The organism is Massilia sp. TSP1-1-2, from assembly GCF_049896185.1.
Classification (GTDB): Bacteria; Pseudomonadota; Gammaproteobacteria; order Burkholderiales; family Burkholderiaceae_D; genus Telluria_A.
This window is the reverse complement of sequence record NZ_JAFCTU010000020.1, coordinates 47,433-71,568: the sequence shown is the minus strand read 5'-3', so window position 1 is coordinate 71,568 and position 24,136 is coordinate 47,433. Positions and strand designations below refer to the sequence as shown.

Sequence of the window (24,136 nt, the reverse complement as noted above, 5' to 3'; positions counted from 1 at the left end):
GCAGTTTTCGGCCCACATCGCCGGCAACTGAATCACCTCAACTGAAGGAAACGCGCATGGCAATCGGTTTGATCATCATCGGCGACGAAATCATGTCGGGCAAGCGCCAGGATGCGCACTTTTCGGCCGTGCTCAAGCTGCTCGCCGAGCGCGGCCTGCAGCTGGCCTGGGCCGAATATCTGGGCGACGATCCGCAGCGCTTGAGCGCTACCTTCGAGCGCACCATGGCTACTGGCGACATTGTCTTTTCATGCGGCGGGATTGGCTCGACGCCCGACGACCATACGCGCCAGTGCGCCGCGCGCGCGCTCGGCCGCCCTTTGGTGCTGCATCCGGAAGGGCGCCGCAATATCGAAGAGCGCATCATCGAGATGTCCGAAAAAGCGGGCGTTGTGCCGGCGCTCGATTCGCCGGAAAACCAGCAGCGCCTGCAAATGGCCGTGTTCGCGCAGGGCGCCACGCTGATCCCGAATCCCTTCAACAAGATCGCCGGCTTCACGCTCGGTACCCACCATTTCGTGCCGGGCTTTCCCGTGATGGCCACACCGATGATCGCCTGGGTGCTCGACAATCTGTATGCGCACCTGTTCAACCAGGCGCCGCGCAGCGAGCGCTCGGTGATCGTGTTCGCCAAGGCCGAGTCGGCGCTGGTGCCGCTGATGGAATATATCGAGGCCACCTGGCCGCAGGTCAAGGCGTTCAGCCTGCCAAGCGTGGGCGATGCCGACACGCGCGCGCACATCGAACTGGGGGTGAAGGGCGAGCCGGCGCAAACGGCGGCCGCGTTCGCGCACCTGCGCGCCGCGCTCGACCAGATGCAGGCCGAATACCGCGATGTCGGAACGTGAAGAGTTTATGACAACGGCGTTACCGCATTTCGGCGCGTGCATTTCGCCCGGTATACTCAGCCGTTGTTTTTTTGCGAAAAACAAACCACTGCGCCAACATTTCTTGAACACTGCTGCGTGCCGGTCGTCCCGATGTGGTGGAATGGTAGTCCTGCGTACACTGGAAGTAAGATGACATTCCAGTGACATTTTAAGTAAAACAAAGCGACAAGATTGACCACTCGATCCTACCGACAGGCCTGTAGCAGATGGCAAGGGTGGTGCGGTGATTGCAGGTACGATTGATTCAGACCGGTTGAGCCATCATGGAAAGTAATCGTCGAATTCGACGACCCCGCATTGTGGTGCACGCGGTGCGCAAATTGCGCGCCCGGTCTGCATCGATGACTGCCAACGGCGAGCCCGGCCAGGCCGAGCTCCCGACCCCGCATCCCCACCTGTCGCTGGTGCCCGAGGGACCGCAATTGGAAGGTGAAGGCATGCTGGAACAGACACACATCCCCGAGGTCGCGACGACGCCGACCCCGCCCGCGCCGCCTAAAAGGCGCAGCCGCATCAAGCCGGCGCTGATTCTGCTGCTGTTGATGCTGCTCTCGATCGCCTCGGTCTGGGCCTGGCGCGAATCGCGCACCTCGTCGATGCAGGCCAAGGTGTTCGCCAAGATGGCGAAAAAAATCAGCTACAAGGTCGAGAAGGGACCGAGCAATGCGATCCGCTTCCCGCACGACAGCCCGTACGACGAGCGGCTCGGCTACGCCAATTTGCCCGACTACCTGGGCAAACTGAAAACGCGCGATTATGAAATTGCCGCCCAGGCCCGCATCTCGCCCAAGATGGTGGAGCTGGCCGACCGCGGCCTGTTCGCCACTTACCGCGAAAAGACCAAGGTCGGCCTGACCATCCTCGACTGCAAGAGCCAGCCGCTGTTTACCAGCCTGTTCCCGGAGCGTTACTACGCCGGCTTTACCGACGCGCCCACGCTGCTGGTGCAAAGCCTGCTGTTCATTGAAAACCGCGAACTGCTCGACACCACCTACCCCAAGCGCAATCCGGCGGTGGAGTGGGACCGCTTCTCAAAGGCGGTGTTCGACAAGGTGCTGCAAATGTTCATCCCGGGCGACGACAAGCGCTCGGCCGGCGGCAGCACGCTGGCCACCCAGATCGAAAAATACCGCCACTCGCCGGACGGGCGTACCAGCTCGCTGTCCGAAAAGTTCATCCAGATGGGATCGGCCACGCTGCGCGCCTACCAGTACGGCGAAGACACCACGCTGGCGCGGCGCCAGATCGTCATCGATTACTTGAATACCGTGCCGCTGTCGGCCAAGCCCGGTTACGGCGAAGTGAACGGCATCGGCGACGGCATGTGGGTCTGGTACGGGCGCGATTTCGCCACCGTCAACAAAACCCTCAAGGGCAGGATCGACAGCCCGGACGCGGCCCTCACCTACAAGCAGGCGCTCTCGCTGATGATCGCCCAGCGCCGCCCCGCCCACTACCTTGGCGCCGGCGACAAGGACCTGGAAGAACTGACCAACACGCACCTGCGGGTGCTGGCCCAGGCCGGCGTGATCCCGCCCGCGCTGCGCGACGCCGCGCTCAAGGTCAAGCTGGCGCCGTCCACCGGTTCGGGCGTCACGCCCCCGGCGGCCAATACCTTTGTCTCGCGCAAGGCCACCAACGCCGTGCGCACCCACCTGGGCAACCTGCTGGGCGACGGCCGCCTGTACAACGTCGACCGGCTCGACCTGTCGGTAATCAGCACGCTGGACTCGGACGCGCAGCAGGCCGTGACAGCCACGCTGCGCGAATTGCGCGACGCCGTCTCGGCCGAAGCTGCCGGCCTGACCGGCAAGGGCATGCTCGGCAATGGGGACCCGGCCGCGGTGGTCTACAGCTTTACGCTGATGGAGCGCGGCGAGAACGTCAACTACCTGCGCGTGCAGACCGATAACTACGACCAGCCGCTCGACATCAACGAAGGCGCCAAGCTCGACCTCGGTTCCACGGCCAAGCTGCGCACGCTGGTTACCTATCTTGACATCGTCGACCAGCTGCACCAGCGCTACGGCAACATGGACGCGGCGGGGCTGAGAAAAGTCGTCGTCGATCCCAAGGACATGCTGTCCCAGTGGGCGGTTGCCTACTTCCTGGCGCTGCCCTCGAACGACGAGCGCACGCTGCCGCCAATGCTGCAGGCAGCGCTCGACCGCAAGTATTCGGCCAACCCGGGCGAGAGCTTTTTTACCGGCGGCGGCCTGCACACCTTCGGCAACTTCAACAAGAACGACAACGGCAAAATCATGATGGTGCGCGACGGGCTGAAAACGTCGAACAACCTGGTGTTCGTGCGCCTGATGCGCGACGTGGTGCGCTACTACATGTTCCAGCTGCCCGGTTCGTCCGCGGCGCTGCTGCACGATGCGGACGACCCGCGCCGCGCCGAATACCTGGCCCGCTTCGCCGACCGCGAAGGGCGCGAGTTCATGAACAGGTTTTACGCCAAGTACCGCGGCAAGACGGCGGCCGAAGCCGAGAAGGTCTTGCTGGCCAGCTTGCGCCCGACCCCTTCGCGCCTGGCCACGGTGCACCGCACGATCGCGCCGAATGCGTCGCTGCAGGATTTTGGCGCCTTCATCAAGGCCAACCTGCCGTCGGCCAATGAAGTGCCCGACGAGCGCATTGCCAAGATGTACGACCAGTACTCGGTGGCCACTATGTCGCTGGCCGACCGCGGCTACGTCGCCACCATCCACCCGCTTGAATTGTGGATGGTCGGCTACATGCGCGCGCACGACAAGGCCACCTTTGCCGACATCGTCGCTGCCAGCGTCAAGGAACGCCAGCTAGTTTATTCGTGGCTGTTCAGCACGCACCGCAAGCATGCCCAGGACAGCCGCATCGCCGGCCTGCTGGAAGTCGAAGCGTTCCTCAAGATCCACGCGCAATGGAAGAAGATGGGTTATCCCTTCGATTCGCTGGTCCCGTCCTACGCCACCACGCTGGGCGCGTCGGCCGACCGCCCGGCTGCGCTGGCCGAACTGATGGGCGTGATCGTCAACAACGGCATGCGCAAACCGGTGCAGCGCATCGACTCACTGCATTTCGCTATGGGCACGCCCTACGAAACGCTGGTGCGCCACGCGCAGGCGCCCAAGGGGGAACAGATCCTCAATCCTTTCGTCGCGCGCGCGGCTGCCGACGCGGTCCGCGCGGTAGTCTCGGAAGGCACTGCCAAGCGCGTCAAGAACGCCTTCAAAATGCGCGACGGCTCGATCATCGCCGTGGGCGGCAAGACCGGTACCGGCGACCAGCGCTTTGAAGTCTATGGCGCCGGCGGGCGGCTGATCGAATCGCGCTTCGTGAACCGTTCGGCGACCTTTGTCTTTAATATCGGCGAGCGTTTTTTCGGCAGCATGACGGCCTATGTGCACGGCCCCCAGGCCGGCAAGTACGACTTCACCAGCGCCTTGCCGGTGCAGTTGCTCACGGCGCTCGCGCCTTCGCTGATGCCGCTGATCGAGCCGCCGGTGGAGAGCGGCGCCAAGGAATGCATCCGCTGACCTGACATGTCGTAGGGCGCAAAAGCGCAAGCGCATTGCGCCAAAGGCGAGTGTCAACGCGACGCACGCCTCTGGCGCAATGCGCTTTTGCTTTTGCGTCCTGCTTTTGCACCCTGCTCATGAGCACTTGCATGTTTCGACAAATGTTGGCATTGTCCAGTCCCATGAAACCACTGCAACGCGCCATGTCAAAAATTCGCAAGTTCACCCAGTTCTCGTTTCGGGACCTGGTGGCGGCGGCCGGTCCCACCGTGCTGGTCATCGCGGGCCTGTGCCTGCTGGCCTACTTCCTGGTCGACCCGACGCCGCCGCGCAGCGTCACGCTCGCTACCGGCCAGGAAAACAGCGCCTACGAGGAGCTGGGCAAAAAATACGCGGTCCTGCTGGCCAAGCAGGGCATCAAGGTCACGCTGGTGCGCACCCTCGGCTCGCAGGAAAACCTGCGGCGCTTGGATGACGGCAAGGTCGATATCGCCTTTGTGCAAAGCGGCTCGACCGACCAGCGAGCCGCCTCCAAGACGGGCCTGGTGTCGCTTGGCAGCCTGTTCACCGAGCCAGTGTGGCTGTTTTTGCGCGAGCCGACCAAGGTCACCCAGATCAATCAATTAAAAGGCTTGAAAATCAATGTCGGGCCCGAAGGCACGGGCGTGCCCAAGCTGTTTCGCCAGGTGCTGGAATTGAACGGCGTCGCTCCCACCGACTTGACCCTGGGAGCACTTGAAAACACGCCCGGCACGGTGGAGCTGCTCGAAGGGCGCATCGACGGCCTGGTGTTTTCGTCCGGGCCGGATGCGCTGATGGTGCAGATGCTGCTGCAAACGCCGGGCATCAAGCTGTTCGACTTTGCCCAGGCCGAGGCTTACACGCGGCGCCTGCCGTTCATGTCGCACGTGGTGCTGCCGCGCGGGATCGTGGACGTGGGGCGCGACTTGCCGTCCCAGGATTACCACTTGATCGCGCCCACCGCCACGCTGGTCGCGCGTCACGACTTGCATCCGGCGCTGATCGATTTGTTCGTGCAGGCGGCCAGCCAGATCCACGGCGGCACCGGCTGGTTCCAGCAACAGGGGCAGTTTCCGTCGGAGCGCTATACGGAAATTCCCGTCTCGCGCGAAGCGGCCAAGTTCTACAAGGATGGCCCGCCGCTGCTGCAGCGTTACATGACGTTCTGGCTGGCCAATTTCTTCGACCGCATGTGGGTGGTCGTGGTGGCGCTCGCCGCGCTGCTGCTGCCGCTGTCGAAAATTGTCCCGCCGCTGTACGTGTGGCGCATCCGCTCGCGCGTGTATCGCTGGTACGGGCAGTTGCGCACGGTGGAGCAGGAGCTGGAAGCGGGGCACGGCAAGGAAGAGGTGTGCGCGGGATTGCTCAAGCGACTCGATGAGATTGAAGAGCTGGTGAACCAGATTTCGATTCCGCTGGCCTTTGCCGATGGCTTGTATGGACTGCGCAGCCATATCAATTTTGTGCGCAACCGGGTCAAGAGCGCGATGGCGCCAGCGTAGTCGCAAGCACAATGTAGGGCGGAAAAGCTCCGGGCTCTGAGTTCCCCTCGCATTCCGCCAATGCATGCGTTACGTTACCGCGTGCATTGGCGGAACTGCTCAGGCGCCCATCCACGGCAAACCGGCGTGGCACCATCCGCCCACGGTCTTGCGGTGCCCCTCGCCATCCTTGTCGCCTTCGAAGCCTTCCAGAATGTCATAGCTGTTGGCAAACCCGTGCTGCGTAGCCAGCGTGGCCGCATGGCGCGACCTGACCCCCGAACGGCACAAAAACAGCAGTACATCGTCTTTGCGCGCCACCGCCTCCAGCTGCTGCACAAAATCGGGATTGGGCACGCCGCCCGGCCAGGTGCTCCACTGCACGGCGCCTTGCTGGTTCTCGGGCAGCATTACCCGTCCCACCCAGTCGCGCTCGGCATTGGTACGCACGTCGACCAGCACCACGCGCGTGTCGGCTTGCACCAGCTCATAGGCTTCGTGCGGCGTGACCGCACCCGCGTACCCTGGGCCTGGCGCGCGCGCATGCGCGGCGGCTAAAAGTTGTTCAACGGTACTCATGGCGTTGCTCCAAAGTGAGAAAACATGTTTAATACAAGCAGCCTTGCACCAACAGGACGCATTTTCGCCATTGTTGTGCGACGCGCCCGATTTCGGTGCAGTTTTCGTATTTCGCACCAAAAAAGTGCGGTGTTGGTGATGCGCAATGACGGTGTCATAACGGGAACATGCAATTTTAAGATCAATTGCCAGCAGATTCAACGACGCAATGTGCAAAAGCCCCGCCGCATGTGACTGGCATGGTTTCTGCTATGATCCCCTTGAGTTTTGTCGCAGCTTCGACAAGCCCCTTATTTCAATCAGGAGAGTTACGCATGGCAATGACCGCCGCAGAAGTCTTGAAAATGGTAAAAGACAACGAAGTCAAATTCGTTGATTTCCGCTTCGCCGACACCCGTGGTAAAGAGCAGCACGTGACCGTGCCTGTTTCCCACTTCGACCTCGACAAGTTCGAGTCGGGCCATGCGTTCGACGGTTCGTCGATCGCCGGCTGGAAGGGTATCGAAGCGTCGGACATGATCCTGATGCCAGATCCGAACACGGCCAACATCGATCCGTTCATGGAAGAGACGACCCTGTTCATGCAGTGCGACGTCATCGAGCCTGCCGACGGCAAGGGCTACGACCGCGACCCGCGTTCGATCGCCAAGCGCGCCGAAGCGTACCTGAAGTCGACCGGCATCGGCGACACCGCCTTTTTCGGCCCTGAGCCTGAATTTTTCATTTTTGATTCCGTGCGCTGGAAGATCGACATGTCGGGTTGCTTCGTCAAGATCGACTCCGACGAGTCGTCGTGGGCGACCGACGCCAAGACCGAAGGCGGCAACAGCGGCCACCGTCCTACCGTCAAGGGCGGCTACTTCCCGGTCCCGCCGGTCGATTCGTTCCAGGACATGCGTTCGGAAATGTGCCTGATCCTCGAATCGCTGGGCATCCCGGTTGAAGTGCACCACCACGAAGTGGCCGGCGCCGGCCAGAATGAAATCGGCACCAAGTTCTCGACCCTGGTCGAGCGCGCCGACTGGACCCAGAACTTGAAGTATGTGGTCTGGAACGTGGCCCACAGCTACGGCAAGACCGCCACTTTCATGCCAAAACCTATCGTTGGCGACAACGGTTCGGGCATGCACGTGCACCAGTCGATCTGGAAAGACGGCAAGAACCTGTTCGCCGGCGACGGCTATGCCGGCCTGTCGGACGATGCGCTGTTCTACATCGGCGGCATCATCAAGCATGCCAAGGCATTGAACGCCATCACCAACCCGGGCACCAACTCGTACAAGCGCCTTGTGCCTGGCTACGAAGCACCGGTCAAGCTGGCGTACTCGGCTAAAAACCGTTCGGCCTCGATCCGCATTCCGCACGTTGCCAATCCAAAAGGGCGCCGCATTGAAACGCGTTTCCCCGATCCTCTGGCCAACGTCTACCTGTGCTTCTCCGCGCTGCTGATGGCTGGCCTGGACGGTATCGCCAACAAAATACACCCGGGCGAAGCGGCATCCAAAGACCTGTACCATTTGCCGCCTGAAGAAGACGCGCTGATCCCGACGGTGTGCGCATCGCTCGAAGAAGCACTCGACGCGCTCAACAAGGATCGCGAATTCCTGACCCGCGGCGGCGTGTTCAGCGACAGCATGATCGATGCTTACATCGAACTGAAAATGCAGGACGTGCAGCGCATGCGCATGACCACCCACCCTGTCGAATTTGACATGTACTATTCGCTGTAAGTGCCATTGTCATTGCGCGCATTGTTAAGCTGTTAGCACCTGTAGTCGTGCCGACATCGAAAGTGTAAGCGCATTGTAATTGTGGTGAGAAAAACGCGAGGATCGCTACGGCTTTCCTCGCGTTTTGCATTGGATGTTGTATATTCGGTGAACTTAATTACTGTACGGACAAACGGAAAGCGATGGAGACGATGACGATCAAGCCACAGATCAGGATGCGCAAGCTGGCCGTCGCGCTGGCCCTGCTGTGCGGCGCGTTCGCGCAAGCGCCTGCCCAGGCCCAGAACGGCGTCTATCTTTGCACCAACGCCAACGGCGGCAGAGAATTGACCGATAGCTACAGGCCCGGTTGCAAGACGCTGAACCTGCCCAATTCCATCCCCGCGCCGTCCAGAGCGCGCCAGTCGGGCGCGCCGCGCGCGCTGGCCGCGCCCGTGTCGACGCCCACCGATTTCCCGAAAGTGGACAACGCCCAGCAAAAGGCGCGCGACAATGACCGCCGCGAAATTTTGAACGACGAGCTGCGTGGTGAAGAAAAAAAGCTGGCCGAAGCGCGCAAGGAATTCAACGGCGGAGAACCTGAGCGCCAGGGCAACGAGCGCAACTTCGCCAAGTACCAGGAGCGCGTGGAAATGATGCGCGACAGTATTAGCCGTACCGAGAAAAACATCGAGGCGCTGAAACGCGAAATCGCGAACATCAAATGACGGAGCGACAAGTGCAACCCGGGCAAAACGGGCAGCACGGACCATACAAGAACGGCGAGCTGGCGGGCCTCGATTTGCTGGCCTCGTCGGTGCTGCTGGTCGACGCCGACGGCATGATCACGTTTGCCAACGCGGCCGCTGAAAACTTGCTCGAAAGCTCGCTCAAGGCGCTCCAGCGTCAGCAGCTCAGTATGCTGTTCGTAAATGCCGACGAGCTGCTCAGCCTGTGCGCGCAAGCGCTCGCGCACAAATACGCCGACCTGCGCCAGGACCTCACGCTCGAGCGCAACGGGCGCGCGCCCTTGCATGTGCACAGCATCGTCAGCGCCGCCGGCGACGCCGGCATTGTGGTGGAGCTGCGCGAAAACGTGCAGCAATTAAAGCTTGATCGCGAGGAGCGCATCCTCGATCAGAGCCAGGTCAACAAGGAACTGGTGCGCAACCTCGCGCACGAAATCAAGAACCCGCTGGGTGGCATTCGCGGCGCCGCCCAGTTGCTCGAACTTGAGCTGCCGGCGCTGCACTTGACGGCGCTGCGCGAATACACCCAGGTCATCATCAAGGAAGCGGACCGGCTGCAAACCCTGGTCGACCGCTTGCTGGCGCCGCACCGGCGTCCGCACATCGTGGGCGACGTAAATATCCACGAAGTGTGCGAACGCGTGCGCAGCCTGATGCTGGCCGAGTTTCCCGTGGGCCTCTCCATCAAGCGCGATTACGATGCGTCGATTCCCGAGTTCCGCGGCGACAAGGAACAGTTGATCCAGACCGTGCTCAACATCGCCCACAATGCGGCCCAGGCGCTGGCCGGACAGATTGCCGGCGGCGACGCGGTGCTCATATTTCGCACGCGCGTGGCGCGCCAGGTCACTTTGGCCAAGGTCCGCTACGCCCTGGCATTAGACTTGCATATCATCGACAATGGACCGGGCATTTCGCCCCAGATTCGCGAGCGCATCTTCTATCCCCTGGTATCGGGACGGGAGGGCGGCAGTGGCCTGGGACTGACCCTCGCGCAAACCTTCGTGCAACAGCACATGGGCGTAATCGAGTGCGAAAGCCGGCCTGGATTGACGGATTTCAGGATTCTGTTGCCACTGCCATAAATGGTGGAAAGAGGCGGGCGGCACTTCCTGGGGCCCGGATCCGACCACATCGCAGACCCTATCGCAGGAAGCTTGAATACATGAAACCAATCTGGATAGTCGACGACGACGCCTCCATTCGCTGGGTGCTCGAAAAAGCCCTGGCGCGCGAAAACCTGGCCACCAAAAGTTTTTCGAACGTGCGCGACGTCATGGCCGCGCTCGAACTGGAGACCCCGCAAGTGCTGGTCTCGGACATTCGCATGCCGGGCGAATCGGGCCTGGACTTGCTGCAGACCGTGAAGACCAAGTATCCCGGGCTGCCGGTGATCATCATCACCGCGTTTTCGGATCTTGATTCGGCCGTTGCCGCCTTTCAGGGCGGCGCCTTTGAATACCTGGCCAAGCCCTTTGATATCGACAAGGCGGTCGAGCTGATTCGGCGCGCGCTCGACGAGAGCCTGCGCGAAACCAGCGTCGAAGCCAGCCCCACCGACACCCCCGAAATTCTGGGCCAGGCGCCGGCGATGCAGGAAGTGTTTCGCGCCATCGGGCGCTTGTCGCAATCGAATGTGACGGTGCTCATCACGGGCGAATCGGGCACCGGCAAGGAGCTCGTCGCGCGCGCCTTGCACAAGCACAGCCCGCGCGCGCAGCAGCCTTTCATTGCGCTCAATACGGCGGCCATCCCCAAGGACTTGCTCGAGTCCGAACTGTTCGGCCATGAGCGCGGCGCCTTTACCGGCGCCCAGACCACGCGCCGCGGGCGCTTCGAGCAGGCTGAAAACGGCACGCTGTTTTTGGACGAGATCGGCGACATGCCTTTTGATTTGCAAACGCGTTTGTTGCGCGTACTGTCGGACGGGCACTTTTACCGGGTCGGCGGGCACCAGCCGATGAAGGCCAATGTGCGCGTCATTACCGCCACCCACCAGAATCTGGAACAGCGCGTGCGCGAGGGGCTGTTTCGCGAAGACTTGTTTCACCGCTTGAATGTGATCCGCTTGCGTCTGCCCAGTTTGCGGGAGCGGCGCGAAGATATCCCCATCCTGGTGCGCCACTTTCTGGTGCAAAGCGCCAAGCAACTCGGCGTGGAGACCAAGCGCATGAGCGAGCCGGCGATGGCGTTTCTGGCGTCGCTCGATTTGCCGGGCAATGTGCGCCAGCTTGAAAACCTGTGCAACTGGATCACCGTGATGGCGCCGGGGCAGACGGTGGAAGTGAAAGACATGCCTTTCGAGCTGACCCAGGGGCAGGAGGGCGCCATTGCCGCCAGTGCCGCGCCCCTGGTGCAGGACGCGCTTGCGGCCGGCGGCGCGGGTCTGACCTCGCTGCCTTCGCTGACCTCGCTGGAAAACAGCGGCGGCTGGATCGGGCTGTTGGAACTGCAGGCGGCCGGGATGCTGGCGGCGGGGCAGTCCGACATCATGGATGCGCTGGGGCGGCAGTTCGAGTCGGCGCTGATCAAGACGGCGCTGCGCCATACGCACGGGCGCAAGAACGATGCGGCTGTCAGGCTGGGGATCGGGCGCAACACCATCACCCGCAAGATTGCCGAGCTGGGCATCGACGGCGCCAAGGACGAGTAGAGGCAAAGCGCACGAATGTAGGGCGCATAAGCGATAGCGCAATGCGCCATGCCAGCGTCAACGCGACGCGAGCATGGCGCAATGCGCTGCGCTTTTGCGCCCTACGCTCCCCGGACAATGTAGTAAGCTCTGCTCTCAAGAAAAAAGTCATTTCACGGAGCTGTATGCTGATTAACTGCGTCGCCTACCAAGAGGGCAAAAAACTTTCCGACATCACGGTCGAGGCCATCAGCGATTACATCGAAATGCCCGAAACCTTCGTCTGGGTTGCCTTGCGCGAGCCCGAAAACGGTGAACTGCTCACCATGCAGGAAGAATTTGGCTTGCACGAACTGGCGGTCGAAGACGCCATGCGCGGCAACCAGCGCCCCAAGATCGAGGAATACGGCGAGTCGCTGTTCGTCGTCATCCAGACGGTTGAACTGGCGGGCGACGAACTCAATATCGGCGAGGTCGATATTTTTGTCGCGGCCAACTACGTGCTCTCGTGCCGCAACAACGTCAACCTCGGCTTTCTGGGCGTGCGCGCGCGCGCCGAGCGCGAGCCGCACCTGCTTGCCAAAGGTTCGTCGTTCGTGCTCTACGCGCTGATGGACGCGGTCGTCGACCGCTATTTTCCCGTGGTCGACATGCTCGAATCAGAATTGGAAAAAATCGAAGACCGGATCTTCATCAAGGGGTCGCAGCGCGCCAACATCGAGCGCCTGTATGAGCTTAAACGCAAGGTGCTGCTGCTGCGCCATGCGGTCGCGCCCATGCTGGACGCCGTGGGCAAGCTGCACGGCGGGCGCGTGCCCGCCTTTTGCATGGACACCCAGGAATACTTCCGCGACGTGCACGACCATCTGTATCGCATCAACTCGGCGCTCGACACCATTCGCGAGACGATCAGTACCGCGATCCAGGTCAACCTGTCGATGGTGGCCATCGACGAGGGCGAAGTGAACAAGCGCCTGGCCGCATGGGCCGCGATCTTTGCCGTGTTCACCGCCTTTGCCGGCGTATGGGGGATGAATTTCGAGTACATGCCCGAACTGAAATCGCGCTGGGGTTATCCGCTGGCGATCACGTTCATGTTCAGCCTGTGCGGCTACCTGTACTACCGCTTCAGGAAGTCTGGCTGGTTATAAGCTTTTGGCCGGGAGTATCCGCTTGCAAGCGGCTAGCGTTGCGCCGGAGGATCGCGTGCGATCCTCATTCCTAGCTAACACCGGCTAGCTTTAGAGGAGAGCATTGCCAGCGCCACCGCCTCGGCCACCTTGATGCCATCGACCGCCGCCGACAGGATGCCGCCCGCGTAACCGGCACCTTCGCCGGCCGGGAACAGGCCGCGCGTGTTCAGGCTTTGCAGGTCGCCGTCGTTGCGCTTGATGCGGATCGGCGACGAGGTGCGCGTTTCCACGCCAGTTAGCAGCGCGTCTTCCTGGTAGTAGCCCTTGATCTGCTTGTCAAAGGCGGGAAACGCTTCGCGCATGGCGACAATCGCGTAATCGGGCAGCGCCGTGGCCAGGTCGGTCAGGCGCACTGCGGGCGTGAGCGACGGCACCACGGAGCCAAAGGCGCTCGAGGCGCGCCCCTTGACGAAGTCGCCCATCAGCTGGCCCGGCGCGTCGTAGGTGCCCCCGCCCAGCGCAAAAGCACCTTCCTCCAGGCGCCGCTGCAGTTCGATGCCGGCCAGCGGGTGACCCGGGTAATCGGCAGGCGTAATGCCGACCACGATGGCGCTGTTGGCGTTGCGCTCGTTGCGCGAATACTGGCTCATGCCGTTGGTGACCAGGCGCCCCGGTTCGGACGCGGCCGACACCACGGTGCCGCCCGGGCACATGCAAAAACTGTAGACCGAGCGGCCGTTGCTGGCGTGGTGTACCAGCTTGTAGTCGGCTGCGCCCAATATCTTGTTGCCCGCGCTGGGGCCAAAACGGCAGGCGTCGATCAGCGACTGCGGATGCTCGACCCGAAAGCCGATCGAAAACGGCTTGGCTTCCACATACACGCCGCGCGCATGGAGCATTTCGAAGGTGTCGCGCGCGCTGTGGCCAATCGCCAGCACCACATGGCGGCTGGCGATGTGCTCGCCGCTGGCCAGGGTCACGCCGCGGATCTGGCGCGCGTCCCCCGTGCCTTCGACGTCGATATCGGTGACTTTGCAACTGAAGCGATATTCGCCGCCCAGCGCGATGATGTTCTCGCGCATTTGCTCGACCATCTTGACCAAGCGAAAGGTGCCGATGTGCGGTTTGCTGACGTACATGATCTCTTCCGGCGCGCCGGCTTTGACGAACTCGGTCAGCACCTTGCGTCCGTAATGCTTGGGATCCTTGATTTGACTATACAACTTGCCGTCTGAAAATGTACCGGCGCCGCCTTCGCCGAACTGCACGTTGGACTCGGGATTGAGTTCCCGCTTGCGCCAAAAGCCGAAGGTGTCGACGGTGCGTTCGCGCACTACCTTGCCACGTTCGAGGATCAAGGGACGCAAGCCCATTTGGGCCAGCACCAGCGCCACGAACAGGCCGCAGGGGCCGGTGCCGATGACGATCGGGCGCTCTCCACTGTCGTGGCCTTGCGCCTGCAAGCCGCCTGCCACGAAGCGGTAGCTGGTGTCGGGCGAATGTATCACGTTGGGATGGCGCCCGCAGCGTTCTAAGACTGCTGCTTCATCGGTCACTTCAGCATCGATTGCGTAGATCAGGACGATTGCGCTGCGCTTGCGGGCATCGTAGCTGCGCTTATATACGGTAAACCGTGTGAGGCTGGCGGCATCTATACCAAGCCGCTCTAACACCGCCGCACTGAGCTGCGCCTCTGAGTGACCGAGCGGCAGTTTTAATTCAGTAATTCGCAACATAGACTATTAGTCAATTTCAAAATTTAAAAGGTCAATAGCGCTATTTTAACCGCTCCCTAAAACCTGAACCAGCGTGCGGCTCGCACTCGACTGTTGCAAAACTGCACACAGGTCGATGCTGCGGGAAAGTAGTCTCATAAGGATCCTATCTTCGGTCTACGTATCGTTATCTCTGCAAATTATCGTGGCACCTATTAACCGTTAATGTTATCAGCTGTTCCATATGCTGCATTGCAGCACAAAATAAGTGTATTTTTCCTTGCACATGCAGAAGTGTTACAAGTGTTGTTTCTTCGCATAGTTTTCTGTATCGAAATTTGACACTGGGACTTTGGCCATGGTTCTATGTAAGGCTTGAATATTGTTGATCAACTCAGACAATGTTTAGAAGAGCACCCATGAGGTGGCTTTTGAAAATCTGAAGTTTGCCAGTAAGAACACAAGGATTTGAAGAAGCAATACTTTTACCCGAGCAGATCTACCGAAACGCTTAAATTAATTAGGAAATCACATGTTGAGAAAAACAGTTTTAGTGCGCGCCTTGGCAATTGCTTTCAGCGCCGCTTCCTTGACCGCAATGGTCGTGCCTGCCGCTACGGCGCAGTCAAACGTTTCCGGTTCAGTCTACGGCAAAGTGGCCCCAGGATCGGGTAGCAGCGTCGTTCTGAAGAACCTGGACACCAACCAAAGTCGTACCGTTCCGGTTGACCAGGCAGGTAGTTTTTCGGCTAGCGCAATGCCAATCGGCCGCTACAGCGTGACCGTCATGAAGGGCTCGTCCGCAGGCGAGACCTCAACTGTTGAAGTGCTCGCTGGTCAGGGTGTCGAGGCTGCATTCGAAGCGCCAACCACCGGCGTACAGTCGGTCAAGATTACCGGCCGCGCCAAACGCATTGACGTTTCGAGCGCAAACAACGGCGCCACCTTCACCGCGCGCGAACTGGCCAAGCTGCCAATTGCCCAAAACGTCGACGCGATCATCCAGCTGGCACCTAACACGACCCGAGCCGACTCGCGCTATGCCGGCGGAGCAAGTTTTGCGGGCGGCGGTGCGTCCGAAAATGCTTACTACATTAACGGTTTCCCAGTCACCAATCCCCTGACCCAGCTCGGTTCATCCGAACTTCCATTCGGCGCGATCGCCCAGGCACAAATCCTGACCGGCGGCTACGGTGCCGAGTTCGGCCGTTCGGTAGGCGGTGTGGTCAACATCACCACCAAAGGCGGTACCAATACGTGGGAGGCTGGCGCTATGGCAAGCATCGAGCCAAAGAAGCTGCGTTCCGACCGTACTGACATTTACTATCCAACTACCGGCGCGTTCCCGAAAACCGACGACAAGCTGTACCGTCGTCGTTCGGAGAATACCCAGGAAAAGACTGTCGTTGGCGCTTACCTTTCCGGTCCAATCATCAAGGACAAACTGTTCATGTTCGTTTCGGCTGAAAGCACCGAGACCAAAATTGCCGCCACCGATTCCGTCAATGGTATCCGCATCGGTGGTTCGCCTGCAGGCGCCTGGCTGAATCAGGACCGCAAAGTTCAGCGCTACCTGGGCAAGCTGGACTGGAATTTGACCGACAACCATCGCCTCGAACTGTCGTTGATCGGCGACTCGCCAAAAGTTCATAACGCGTACAGTGACTATACCTACGGTCCGGCACCGACCTTTACTGGCACCCACACAGGCGTGTTCTCGAGCGACAAGACCGAGAAGAACATCAACGACAATGGCGCCGCTGTTCAGATCTTGAAGTACACGGGTAATATTTCGGATGCCTTCACCGTACAAGCGCTGTATGGTCGCTCGAAGTCCAAGCACATTGAAGAGTTTACCGGCTACAACCCAACACTGTATACCGTCACAACGACGGCTGGGGACACCCCGGCTGGCGTTACCATCAACAATCCGCAGACCATCACGGGCAACCTGGTTGCGCCAGGCTCGAACGACCGCATCGAATCGTTCCGTCTCGACCTGGAATATAAGCTGGGCAACCACACCATCGGTTTCGGTCTAGACAATAACAAGTTGACCTCGAACAACGCGGGTGAAGTTTCCGCAGGCGGTGGCAACTGGACTTATTCGAAGATTGACCCGGCAACGACGCCTCTGGATTCGTTTGACCTGGGCGGCGGCATGTCCAAGGGCTCCGGTACCAGCGGCAGCCCGTACGGACTGCAGGGCTTTTATGTGACGAAAAACCTGTTCACGACCGTGACGAATGCATATTCGAACCAAAACGCCCAGTATATTCAGGATAAGTGGCAAGTAACCCCGAACGTGGTGGTCACGGGTGGTATCCGGATTGAAGGCTTCGACAACCAAAACGGCGATAAGGTGAAATACCTTGAGCAAAAGAACCAAGTTGCCCCACGTCTGAACGTGATTTGGGACGTAAATGGCGATGCTTCGACCAAGATCTTCGCCAGCGCTGGACGTTATCACTTGCAAATCCCGACCCACCTCGCAGTACGCGGCGCGGGTCGCGCCACCAACACAACTCAGGCATTTGCTTACACCGGTGTTGACGCCAAGGGCGTGCCGACCGGCCTGACCCAGTTATCGGCACCAGCGTCGGCGAACAACGAATACGGCCAGGCCAAAGAGCCTCAGACGTTGTCTTCTGTGGGCCTGAAGCCTACGTTTCAGGACGAAATCACCATCGGCCTGGAAAAGCAGCTGTCGGCTAACATGAACTTCGGCGTCAAGGCAACTTACCGTACGCTCGGTTCGACGATCGACGATTTCTGCGATGGCCGTCCGTTCACGAAGTATGCAAAAGATCACTCGATCAGCACTGCTGCGTGGCAGGAAGAAATCGATGCCGGCAATCCAGCGCCATACTTTGGCTGCGCCAACTTCAATCCGGGCAAAGCTAACGCCTTCTATGTCGACTTCGCTGGTACGACTAGGAACGGCGGTACCGCCAAGAACCTGACGCTGGCCTCGTTTACGAAAGAAGACTTGGGATTCCCGGCCGCCAAGCGTGTCTACAAGGCAGTTGACGTCTTCGCCGAGCACCCGATGCGCAACGGCTGGTACAGTAAGGTGAACTACACTTGGTCGCGCAGCGAAGGTAACACCGAAGGTCAGACCCTGTCCGACGTGGGCCAAACCGACGTTGCCGCAACGCAGACCTGGGATTACAAGGAACTGGCGATTGGTGCTTACGGCAGGCTGCCAAATGACCGTACCCACCAGCTCAAAGGTTATGGCTTCTACGAGTTGACACCACAGATCACCGTCGGCGCCAATTTCCTGATCGCTACCGGCCGTCCAAAGAGCTGCCTCGGTCGTTTCCTGTTTGATGGCACCACGCCTAACTACAGCAACGGTCCACACTATTGCGGTGGCAATTCGGTCGCTACTAACGTCCTGTCGCCACGCGGCACCCGTGGCAATCTGCCAACGGACTCGCGCGTCGATTTGAACATTGTGTATCGCCCAGCAATGGTCAAGGGATTGGGTTTGAAGATGGACGTATTCAACTTCTTGAACCGCCAGGCTGTCGAGTCGACCGAAGAGCGTTGGAACAGTGCGAACAATCGCCGCAGCACGTTTGGTCGTACGCTCAGCACGACCTCGCCACGCTTGATTCGTCTTACCGCCGAGTACAACACCAAGTTCTAATCGATCCTTCGTTGTGATCAAAAAACCCGCAGCCCCTGGGCTGTGGGTTTTTTTTCGCCGCGCGGCAAAGGTCCCTGTGGCCAAAAAAATTTCCGGTACTATTGCCCTATAGATAACTTTCTGGGAATTGGTAAAATGAAGGTGACGATTGCGAGAAAGATGTTGCGGCTGCGTTTCTGTGTACGTTGGCCATGACGGCCCGTGCCGATGAGCTGGCTGATGGCATAAAGGCGTTGGAAAAGCGCGATTTCGCGCATGCGCAGCGGATTTATAGCCGGCTGGGGAATGCCGGCAATACGCAGGAACAGTTGCTTTTAGGCTAACTGTACGGTTTCGGCGAGGTCGTATCTGAAGATCTGGTAATGGCAGAGATGGAGTTTGGCAGAGCCCAGGCTAGTAGCCTGTCGGACTTGAACTGATGGGCCACTGCCACATTCTTGGGCTGCTCAATAAATAGGCAAATTTAGCCAGTTTTTGTCCGTTTATGCGCTTTTTCTGGGAAATTCCCTTATTTACCCGAATTTTGGGCGCAATACGGCCATGCGTTTCAAATTCCACGCCAAACAGACCAAGCTCCATTCGCCGTTAACCAGGTCCAAACCGCGCAGCGAGAACTGACGGAAGCCCATCACCGATTTGATCGGTGCCAAAGACCGGTTCGATGGTTTGCTTGCGCAGGGCATACTGCGCACGCCTGGCCTTAGTTTTAAGCGTGCGCGCCATGGCTTGTACAACGCCGGCATCCTTGGCCAGCGGCGCCGGTTCGCTGTGGCGTTCGCGCCAGTCGGGATGGTGCTGGTCGCGCGCGACGGCGATCAGTGGAGTCACGTTTGCATCCGCGCAGGCGACGATGTTCTTTTCACTGCAGTATCCTGTGTCGGCGAGCAGGCAGGTGGGCATGCCTACGACCGCCGACTGCTCCTTTATGAGCGCCAGCATCGGGACCACTTGTTCCTTGTCGTTGGGCGCCTGCGTGACATGTGAGGCAACCACCAGCATCGTCGCGACGTCAGCTGCAGCTTGTGCATTGTAGGCTTGCTCGAAGCCGCCGCCCGACACCGGCATGATGCGCGATTGCTCGTCCGTCAGATTGATCTGGTCGCTCGTTTTCGGACCTGGTTCGGGCGCATTGGGCGGTTTGCCTCCCAGCTTCTTGCCGGCTTCCTTTTCCTTGGCGGCGCGGCGCGCCATCTTCTCTTCGTATTCCGCCTTCTCGCGCTGAAAGCGCTCCTCGGCAAGCGCTTCAATCTTGCGCTTGGCGCCGGCCATCACCGCCAGGCGGTCTTCGCGGCGCTTGATTTCATCGGGCAGACTGACGCCGTCTGGGACGTCGGTCGCGTCGGCCTGTTCGGCCAAGGCCAGTAACTCCTGCACTTCGGCCTTGAGTTGCACTTCCAGTTTTTCGATATGCCCATGCGACAATGCGCTATGGCGCGAAGCATTGGCGTGAATCTTGGTGCCATCCAAACTGATCGTACCCAAGGTGAGCAAGTTCATTTCCTTGGCCAATTCGAGCACCTGTAGGAACACGTTCACCACCTCGACCAGGAAGCGCCGCCGAAACGTGGCCAGCGTGTCATGGTCAGGATGGGTGCCGGCCGCGATGTAGCGAAACGCCACCGAGTCGTAGGTTGCGCGTTCGAGCCTACGGCTGGAGAACACGCCAGTGGCATAGCCATAAACCAGAATACCCAGCAGCGTCGCTGGATGGTGAGCTTTCGAGCCGCGGCCGGCATATTGCCGTGTCAAATTCGACAGATCCAGCAGGTCGATCACTTCGACAATGAAGCGCGCCAGGTGATCTTCGTTCAGCCAGTCCTCCAGAGAAGGAGGCATCAGATAGGCTGTGTGGCGGTCGATAGTGACGAAGCGGGACATGGTGGAAATCCGTTGCCTGAACAGACAACATTTTCTCATATATACCCTTCGTCAGGGCGATAAGTCCGACACGCTGCTAGCGGGCAAAGCGATTCCTGAGGAAATATCCGGTTTGATGAGCCTGGCCGAACTCGGTCGCGCCCGCGGCACGATGGACAAAGCGTATGCGCAGGCTGTTAGCCTGAATTTTGCATCAAAAAGGGCAAGAATGCCGTAAGTGATTGATAAAATGTGAGTTGAACTAAACCGCTGACGCGATGGCTGGGCGGCTCGATGGCCGCAGGCGGGATTTGCACTGCCGAAATGCTGCTTGCGTTGAAAGGGAATGAGGCAAAGCCTGTGAAGTGGGGGATTTCCCCGGCTCACAGGAGAGTTGCCATGACACCCTTACGCCAACGCATGTCGGACGCAATGCTGCAACGCGGTCTTTCAGCATGCACCCGGGACAGCTACATCGGCGCCATTTACCGAATGGCCAGGTACTATCGGCGCGACCCGGCCGAATACACCGCTGCCGAGGTGCAGGCCTATCTTCTGCACCTTGTCAAAGACCGCAATCTGGCCTATAGCACGATGAATGTGACCGCTTGTGCGTCCCGCTTCCTGTATGAGACGGTGCTCAATCACGAGTGTGAAATGTTCCACATCCCGATGGCCAAGGTTCCCGCCGTCCAGCCTGGATTGCTGTCCCGCAATGAGCTTGCGCGCTTGTTTGCGGCCTGCTCCAGTCCCGTGCATCGCATGCTGCTACAAACGATGTACGCCACCGGCTTGCGTGTGTCCGAGGCCTGCGCCCTGCGCGTGGAGGACATCGACAGCGCTCCTGGCCGCATGTGCATACGGGTCGAGCATGGCAAGGGCGGACATAGCCGCTACACCATACTGAGCGTGACGCTGCTGGCGTATCTGCGTGCCTACGTGCGCGGCACCACGTCGCGCGACTGGTTGTTCTGCAACCAGCGCAACGCGCAACCGGTCAGTGTCTCAAGGGCCCAGCAGGCCTATTATGGCGCCCGTTCCCTGGCGGGCATCACCAAGTCTGGTGGTATCCACACGCTGCGTCACGATTTCGCATCGCATCTGCTCGAAGGCGGAGTCGATCTGTTTACAATCCAGAAGCTGATGGGCCATGCCCATATCGGCACCACAAGCCGCTACCTGCGGCTGATCAGCCCACAGTTTCGCCCGCCGAAGAGCATCGCCCCGCTGGACCTGTTGGCCGGCCTACCCAAACTGTAGTCCCCCGGCATGGTATCCGGTGGCCACTCTGGCCGATGCGCTACGCCAGTGCGGCGCGGCGTATCTGGCAGCGCATGCCCTGAACACGCCCCAGGCGAAGGCCTGGCGGGCGATTGTTGCCTGTCGCACAGCCGCGCTCGGCGGCCAGCACCTGGCGTGCGACAGTTGCGGACACGAGCACTGGCAGTTTCTCAGTTGCCGGTCGCGCCACTGTCCGCAATGCGGCACCCGCGCCAAGGATGTCTGGCTGCAGGGCCGGCTGTCGGAGGTGTTGCCGGTGCCTTACGCCCACACTTGGTGTTTACGCTGCCGCAAGGGCTCAATGGCTTGTATGGCATGCACCCGCGCTGGGTGATCGACACCCTGTTTGCCTGCGTGGCGCAAACGCTCAAGGAGTTTGCGCCAACGACAGGTGGATGGGTGACGCCGGCGGCGCCCCCGCGTTCAGCCTGGTGCTGCACACTTGCACGCAGGACTTGCAGCGCCACATCCATTTGCACGTTGTGATGGCCTGCGAGGTGCTGGCCAAGGATGGCCAATGGGAGGCCCGGCCCAAGTGTTGGAATACCTGGGCCGCTACACCCACCACACCGCGATCGGCAACGAGCGCAGCCGTTCGGTCGACGCCGAACAGGTGGCGTTCACGGTGGGCGCCGACGATCATGGCGGCAAACGCATGGTTCGGCTCGATGGCGCGGAATTTGTGCGCCGTTTCTTGTTGCACATACTCCCCACCGGCATCAAGCGCATTCGCCATTACGGCATCCTGGCGCCTGCCTGCAAAAAGGCCAGGCTCGGCGCCGCACGCCTTGCCTTGGACATGCCCGTCCTTAATCGGCAGGCATTGGAGTCGGCCCAGGCGTACATGCTCAGAGTGAGCAAGGTGGATGTATCGCTGTGCCCATGCTGCAAGAAAGGCAGGCTGCGCATCCTCGAGACGCTGCAGGGATTGCGAAGTTTGTCGGCACCGGCCAGTGCAGTGAGCGCGCAAAGCCTGGGACCACCGTGATGCGTCGAATTTTTCACAGAAGCGATTTCAAGTGGGGCCGCGCTGCCTCATGGAGCCTGCTGCGCACTGCGGGCGCAACCATCCACGCAGGATGCAAACGCCGTGCGCCAGGCGCCATGAACGAGGTCTTTTTATGTGCGTGGAGAGTTCGTCGAAGACAGATTTCGTTCCAGGCCGGCTCATAGTCCGCCCGCATACGCGGATTGAAGCTTTCAATCCCCTATCGCCACAGTCCCGGGTGGCGGCTCAGTCCAACACGGTTTATCTGCCGCTGGGGCTTCGCGGCCTGCTCGCGCGACCGCGGAGCGGCAGATAAACGCTATTCGTTACCTGGACTTGATGCCGGCATGCTGTACGAAGAAATTTATTGCGCGCGCGGTCAAGCTGAAAACTATATCAAACATCTCAAGGACGATCTGGCCGCCGACCGCACTTCCTGCACCAGCTTTCTCGCCAACTGCATGCGCTGCTGCTGCATGCCGCCGCCTATATCTTGCACCAGCAATTGAGAACGCAGGCACTGCAGCATACCGCGCTGTCGCAGGCGCAGCCGTCGACGGTTATCGCCAAGTTGTTCAAGATTGCCGTGCAGGTCAAACAGTACAAGAACAAGATCGTCCTTCATCTGCCGAGCGCTTGCCCGGTCAAACATCTGCTGCAAACATTGACTGAGCGGCTGTGTCTGCCGACTTCACCAAAGACGCTCAACTCTTCCTGAACAAGTCACGTCTGGTCCGCCGAAAACTGACCATCCACCCGCCCGCCATCAACCCTCATACCGCTTCATTGATGTCCCGTTTAATCGGGTAGGGAAGCCATTGCTCGCAACATTGCAATCGCTGCCGATGAGGCCCCGCGTTTGCCAGCGGGAGACGCAGTGGCAGTTTATGAAACATTCAGGCTAGGGAATATTTAAGCTGCACTGCGGTTCGCACGGCAGGCAGCGTTGCCAATAGTAATAATCGCGGCTCTACAAAAATCCCTACACCCCGCCCGGCACTGCAACGGTCGCCATGCGCGCCGTTTCAGTGCGCAGTATCCGCAGCTAAAATTCATCGACCGGGAAGATGCGCGTCAGGCGGTTGGGTCCGCACTGTTAGCCGGCCCGTCGAAGTGTTACATGCCGCCCCACAAAGCGCCCAGCGCCGCCACGGCAGCAATGCCCGCCGTTTCGGTGCGCAAGATGCGCGGACCCATCGACAGGGCCAGCGCGCCGTTGGCGAGCGCTGCTTCTTCTTCCTGCTCGGTAAAGCCGCCCTCGGGTCCGACCATCAGGCTCAAAGCCTGCGGCGGCTGGTGGCGCGCCCAAGCGGCCAGCGATTGTTCGCCCCGCGGGCTGAGCAGCACGCGCTTGTGCAAACCCTGCTGGCCGGTCCAATGCCGGATGTCGTCAATGGCGCCGACCTGCGCCAGGCGATTGCGCCCGCATTGCTCGGACGCTGCCACCACCACCGCCTGCCAGTGCGCGCGCCGCTTGTCGGCGCGCTCGCCCGTCAGCCGCAGTACGCAGCGCTGGGCCGCCAACGGGGCGATAGCCGCCACGCCCACTTCCACCGCCTTTTCAATGATCCAGTCCATCTTGCTGCCTTCGGGCAGGGCTTGGGCCAGCGTGATTGCGTACGGCAGCTCGACGTCGCGCGCGACCTGCGCCTTGATGCTGGCGCTGGCGCGGCGCTTGTCGACGCTGTCGAGCTGGGCGACATACTCGGCGCCGTCGCCGTTAAACAGGCGCAATTGGGCGCCCGGCAGCAGGCGCAGCACGTGCAGGTGGTGGGCCACGGCGTCGGGCAGGGCGATGGTCAGGCCGGCAGCGAGCGGGGTGTCACAGTAGAAACGGGGCATGCGAATCCTGTTTGTCGATCAGAAACAAGGCTTCATTTTAATTCGACCCCTCTTGGTCTGGTAAAATAGTTGGCTCAGATCTCTTGCAACGCCGCCCCGCA

16 protein-coding genes and 3 pseudogenes are annotated in these 24,136 nt (G+C 60.3%); 14 read left to right on the top strand and 5 right to left on the bottom strand.

The genetic code is table 11. The annotated features are described in order from the left end of the window. Positions 1 to 56 precede the first annotated feature (56 nt). The 3 genes from ACP7BV_RS17405 to ACP7BV_RS17395 all read left to right on the top strand — a co-directional run bounded on the left by ACP7BV_RS17405 (position 57) and on the right by ACP7BV_RS17395 (position 5,916). A complete protein-coding gene (locus ACP7BV_RS17405; RefSeq protein ID WP_426105599.1) occupies positions 57 to 848 on the top strand; it encodes a competence/damage-inducible protein A in 792 nt (263 codons plus the stop codon). A gap of 479 nt (positions 849 to 1,327) precedes the next feature. After that, the gene (locus tag ACP7BV_RS17400) at positions 1,328 to 4,411 is read left to right on the top strand and encodes a transglycosylase domain-containing protein (RefSeq protein ID WP_426105648.1); all 3,084 of its coding nucleotides are present in this window, start codon (positions 1,328 to 1,330) and stop codon (positions 4,409 to 4,411) included. 185 nt (positions 4,412 to 4,596) lie between these two features. After that, a complete protein-coding gene (locus ACP7BV_RS17395) occupies positions 4,597 to 5,916 on the top strand; it encodes a TAXI family TRAP transporter solute-binding subunit (RefSeq protein WP_426105647.1) in 1,320 nt (439 codons plus the stop codon). 99 nt (positions 5,917 to 6,015) lie between these two features. On the opposite strand, the gene ACP7BV_RS17390 is transcribed toward ACP7BV_RS17395, so the two are convergent. Then, a complete protein-coding gene (locus ACP7BV_RS17390) occupies positions 6,016 to 6,474 on the bottom strand; it encodes a rhodanese-like domain-containing protein (protein ID WP_426105598.1) in 459 nt (152 codons plus the stop codon). A gap of 314 nt (positions 6,475 to 6,788) precedes the next feature. On the opposite strand from ACP7BV_RS17390, the gene glnA reads away from it, so the two are divergent. From glnA to corA, 5 genes are all read left to right on the top strand, one after another. Continuing rightward, on the top strand, positions 6,789 to 8,204 hold the full coding sequence (gene glnA, locus ACP7BV_RS17385) for a type I glutamate--ammonia ligase (RefSeq protein ID WP_426105597.1): 1,416 nt from the start codon (positions 6,789 to 6,791) through the stop codon (positions 8,202 to 8,204). A gap of 191 nt (positions 8,205 to 8,395) precedes the next feature. Continuing rightward, on the top strand, positions 8,396 to 8,911 hold the full coding sequence (locus ACP7BV_RS17380; protein ID WP_426105596.1) for a DUF4124 domain-containing protein: 516 nt from the start codon (positions 8,396 to 8,398) through the stop codon (positions 8,909 to 8,911). Continuing rightward, positions 8,908 to 10,017, top strand: a complete 1,110-nt coding sequence (gene glnL, locus ACP7BV_RS17375; RefSeq protein ID WP_426105595.1) for a nitrogen regulation protein NR(II) — start codon at positions 8,908 to 8,910, stop codon at positions 10,015 to 10,017. The genes ACP7BV_RS17380 and glnL overlap by 4 nt, the downstream gene beginning before the upstream one ends. 80 nt (positions 10,018 to 10,097) lie before the next feature. Further along, a complete protein-coding gene (gene ntrC / locus ACP7BV_RS17370) occupies positions 10,098 to 11,585 on the top strand; it encodes a nitrogen regulation protein NR(I) (RefSeq protein WP_426105593.1) in 1,488 nt (495 codons plus the stop codon). A 164-nt stretch (positions 11,586 to 11,749) separates the two neighbouring features. Further along, positions 11,750 to 12,715 carry a magnesium/cobalt transporter CorA gene (corA, locus tag ACP7BV_RS17365; RefSeq protein WP_426105592.1) on the top strand — a complete coding sequence of 322 codons (966 nt, stop codon included), beginning with the start codon at positions 11,750 to 11,752 and terminating at the stop codon, positions 12,713 to 12,715. 74 nt (positions 12,716 to 12,789) lie between these two features. Here the strand turns inward: corA and ACP7BV_RS17360 are convergent, their stop codons facing one another. After that, positions 12,790 to 14,433 carry an NAD(P)/FAD-dependent oxidoreductase gene (locus ACP7BV_RS17360; protein ID WP_426105591.1) on the bottom strand — a complete coding sequence of 548 codons (1,644 nt, stop codon included), beginning with the start codon at positions 14,431 to 14,433 and terminating at the stop codon, positions 12,790 to 12,792. 511 nt (positions 14,434 to 14,944) lie between these two features. On the opposite strand from ACP7BV_RS17360, the gene ACP7BV_RS17355 reads away from it, so the two are divergent. Both ACP7BV_RS17355 and ACP7BV_RS17350 read left to right on the top strand, forming a co-directional pair. After that, positions 14,945 to 18,067 carry a TonB-dependent receptor gene (locus tag ACP7BV_RS17355; protein WP_426105589.1) on the top strand — a complete coding sequence of 1,041 codons (3,123 nt, stop codon included), beginning with the start codon at positions 14,945 to 14,947 and terminating at the stop codon, positions 18,065 to 18,067. Between the two features lie 191 nt (positions 18,068 to 18,258). Beyond that, positions 18,259 to 18,390, top strand: a complete 132-nt coding sequence (locus ACP7BV_RS17350; protein ID WP_426105588.1) for a hypothetical protein — start codon at positions 18,259 to 18,261, stop codon at positions 18,388 to 18,390. Positions 18,391 to 18,579: 189 nt separating this feature from the next. On the opposite strand, the gene ACP7BV_RS17345 is transcribed toward ACP7BV_RS17350, so the two are convergent. Together ACP7BV_RS17345 and ACP7BV_RS17340 are read right to left on the bottom strand one after the other, a co-directional pair. Further along, positions 18,580 to 18,750, bottom strand: coding sequence for a transposase (locus ACP7BV_RS17345; protein WP_426105587.1), 171 nt, complete (start codon positions 18,748 to 18,750; stop codon positions 18,580 to 18,582). Between the two features lie 148 nt (positions 18,751 to 18,898). Next, positions 18,899 to 19,903: pseudogene (locus tag ACP7BV_RS17340) on the bottom strand (transposase); the annotation flags it as partial. Between the two features lie 40 nt (positions 19,904 to 19,943). Between ACP7BV_RS17340 and ACP7BV_RS17335 the strand changes: the two are divergent. The 4 genes and pseudogenes from ACP7BV_RS17335 to ACP7BV_RS17320 all read left to right on the top strand — a co-directional run. Further along, complete coding sequence (locus ACP7BV_RS17335) at positions 19,944 to 20,162, top strand: hypothetical protein (RefSeq protein ID WP_426105586.1); 219 nt, start codon at positions 19,944 to 19,946, stop codon at positions 20,160 to 20,162. A gap of 161 nt (positions 20,163 to 20,323) precedes the next feature. Further along, entirely contained in the window at positions 20,324 to 21,184 is an 861-nt protein-coding gene (locus ACP7BV_RS17330; protein WP_426105585.1) for a tyrosine-type recombinase/integrase, read from the top strand. 19 nt (positions 21,185 to 21,203) lie between these two features. Continuing rightward, a pseudogene (locus ACP7BV_RS17325) lies at positions 21,204 to 22,193 on the top strand (IS91 family transposase). 350 nt (positions 22,194 to 22,543) lie between these two features. After that, positions 22,544 to 22,911 (top strand): annotated as a pseudogene (locus tag ACP7BV_RS17320) (transposase); the annotation flags it as partial. Between the two features lie 398 nt (positions 22,912 to 23,309). Here ACP7BV_RS17320 and ACP7BV_RS17315 read toward each other — a convergent pair. After that, the gene (locus tag ACP7BV_RS17315) at positions 23,310 to 24,035 is read right to left on the bottom strand and encodes a 16S rRNA (uracil(1498)-N(3))-methyltransferase (protein WP_426105584.1); all 726 of its coding nucleotides are present in this window, start codon (positions 24,033 to 24,035) and stop codon (positions 23,310 to 23,312) included. Positions 24,036 to 24,136: the final 101 nt, after the last annotated feature.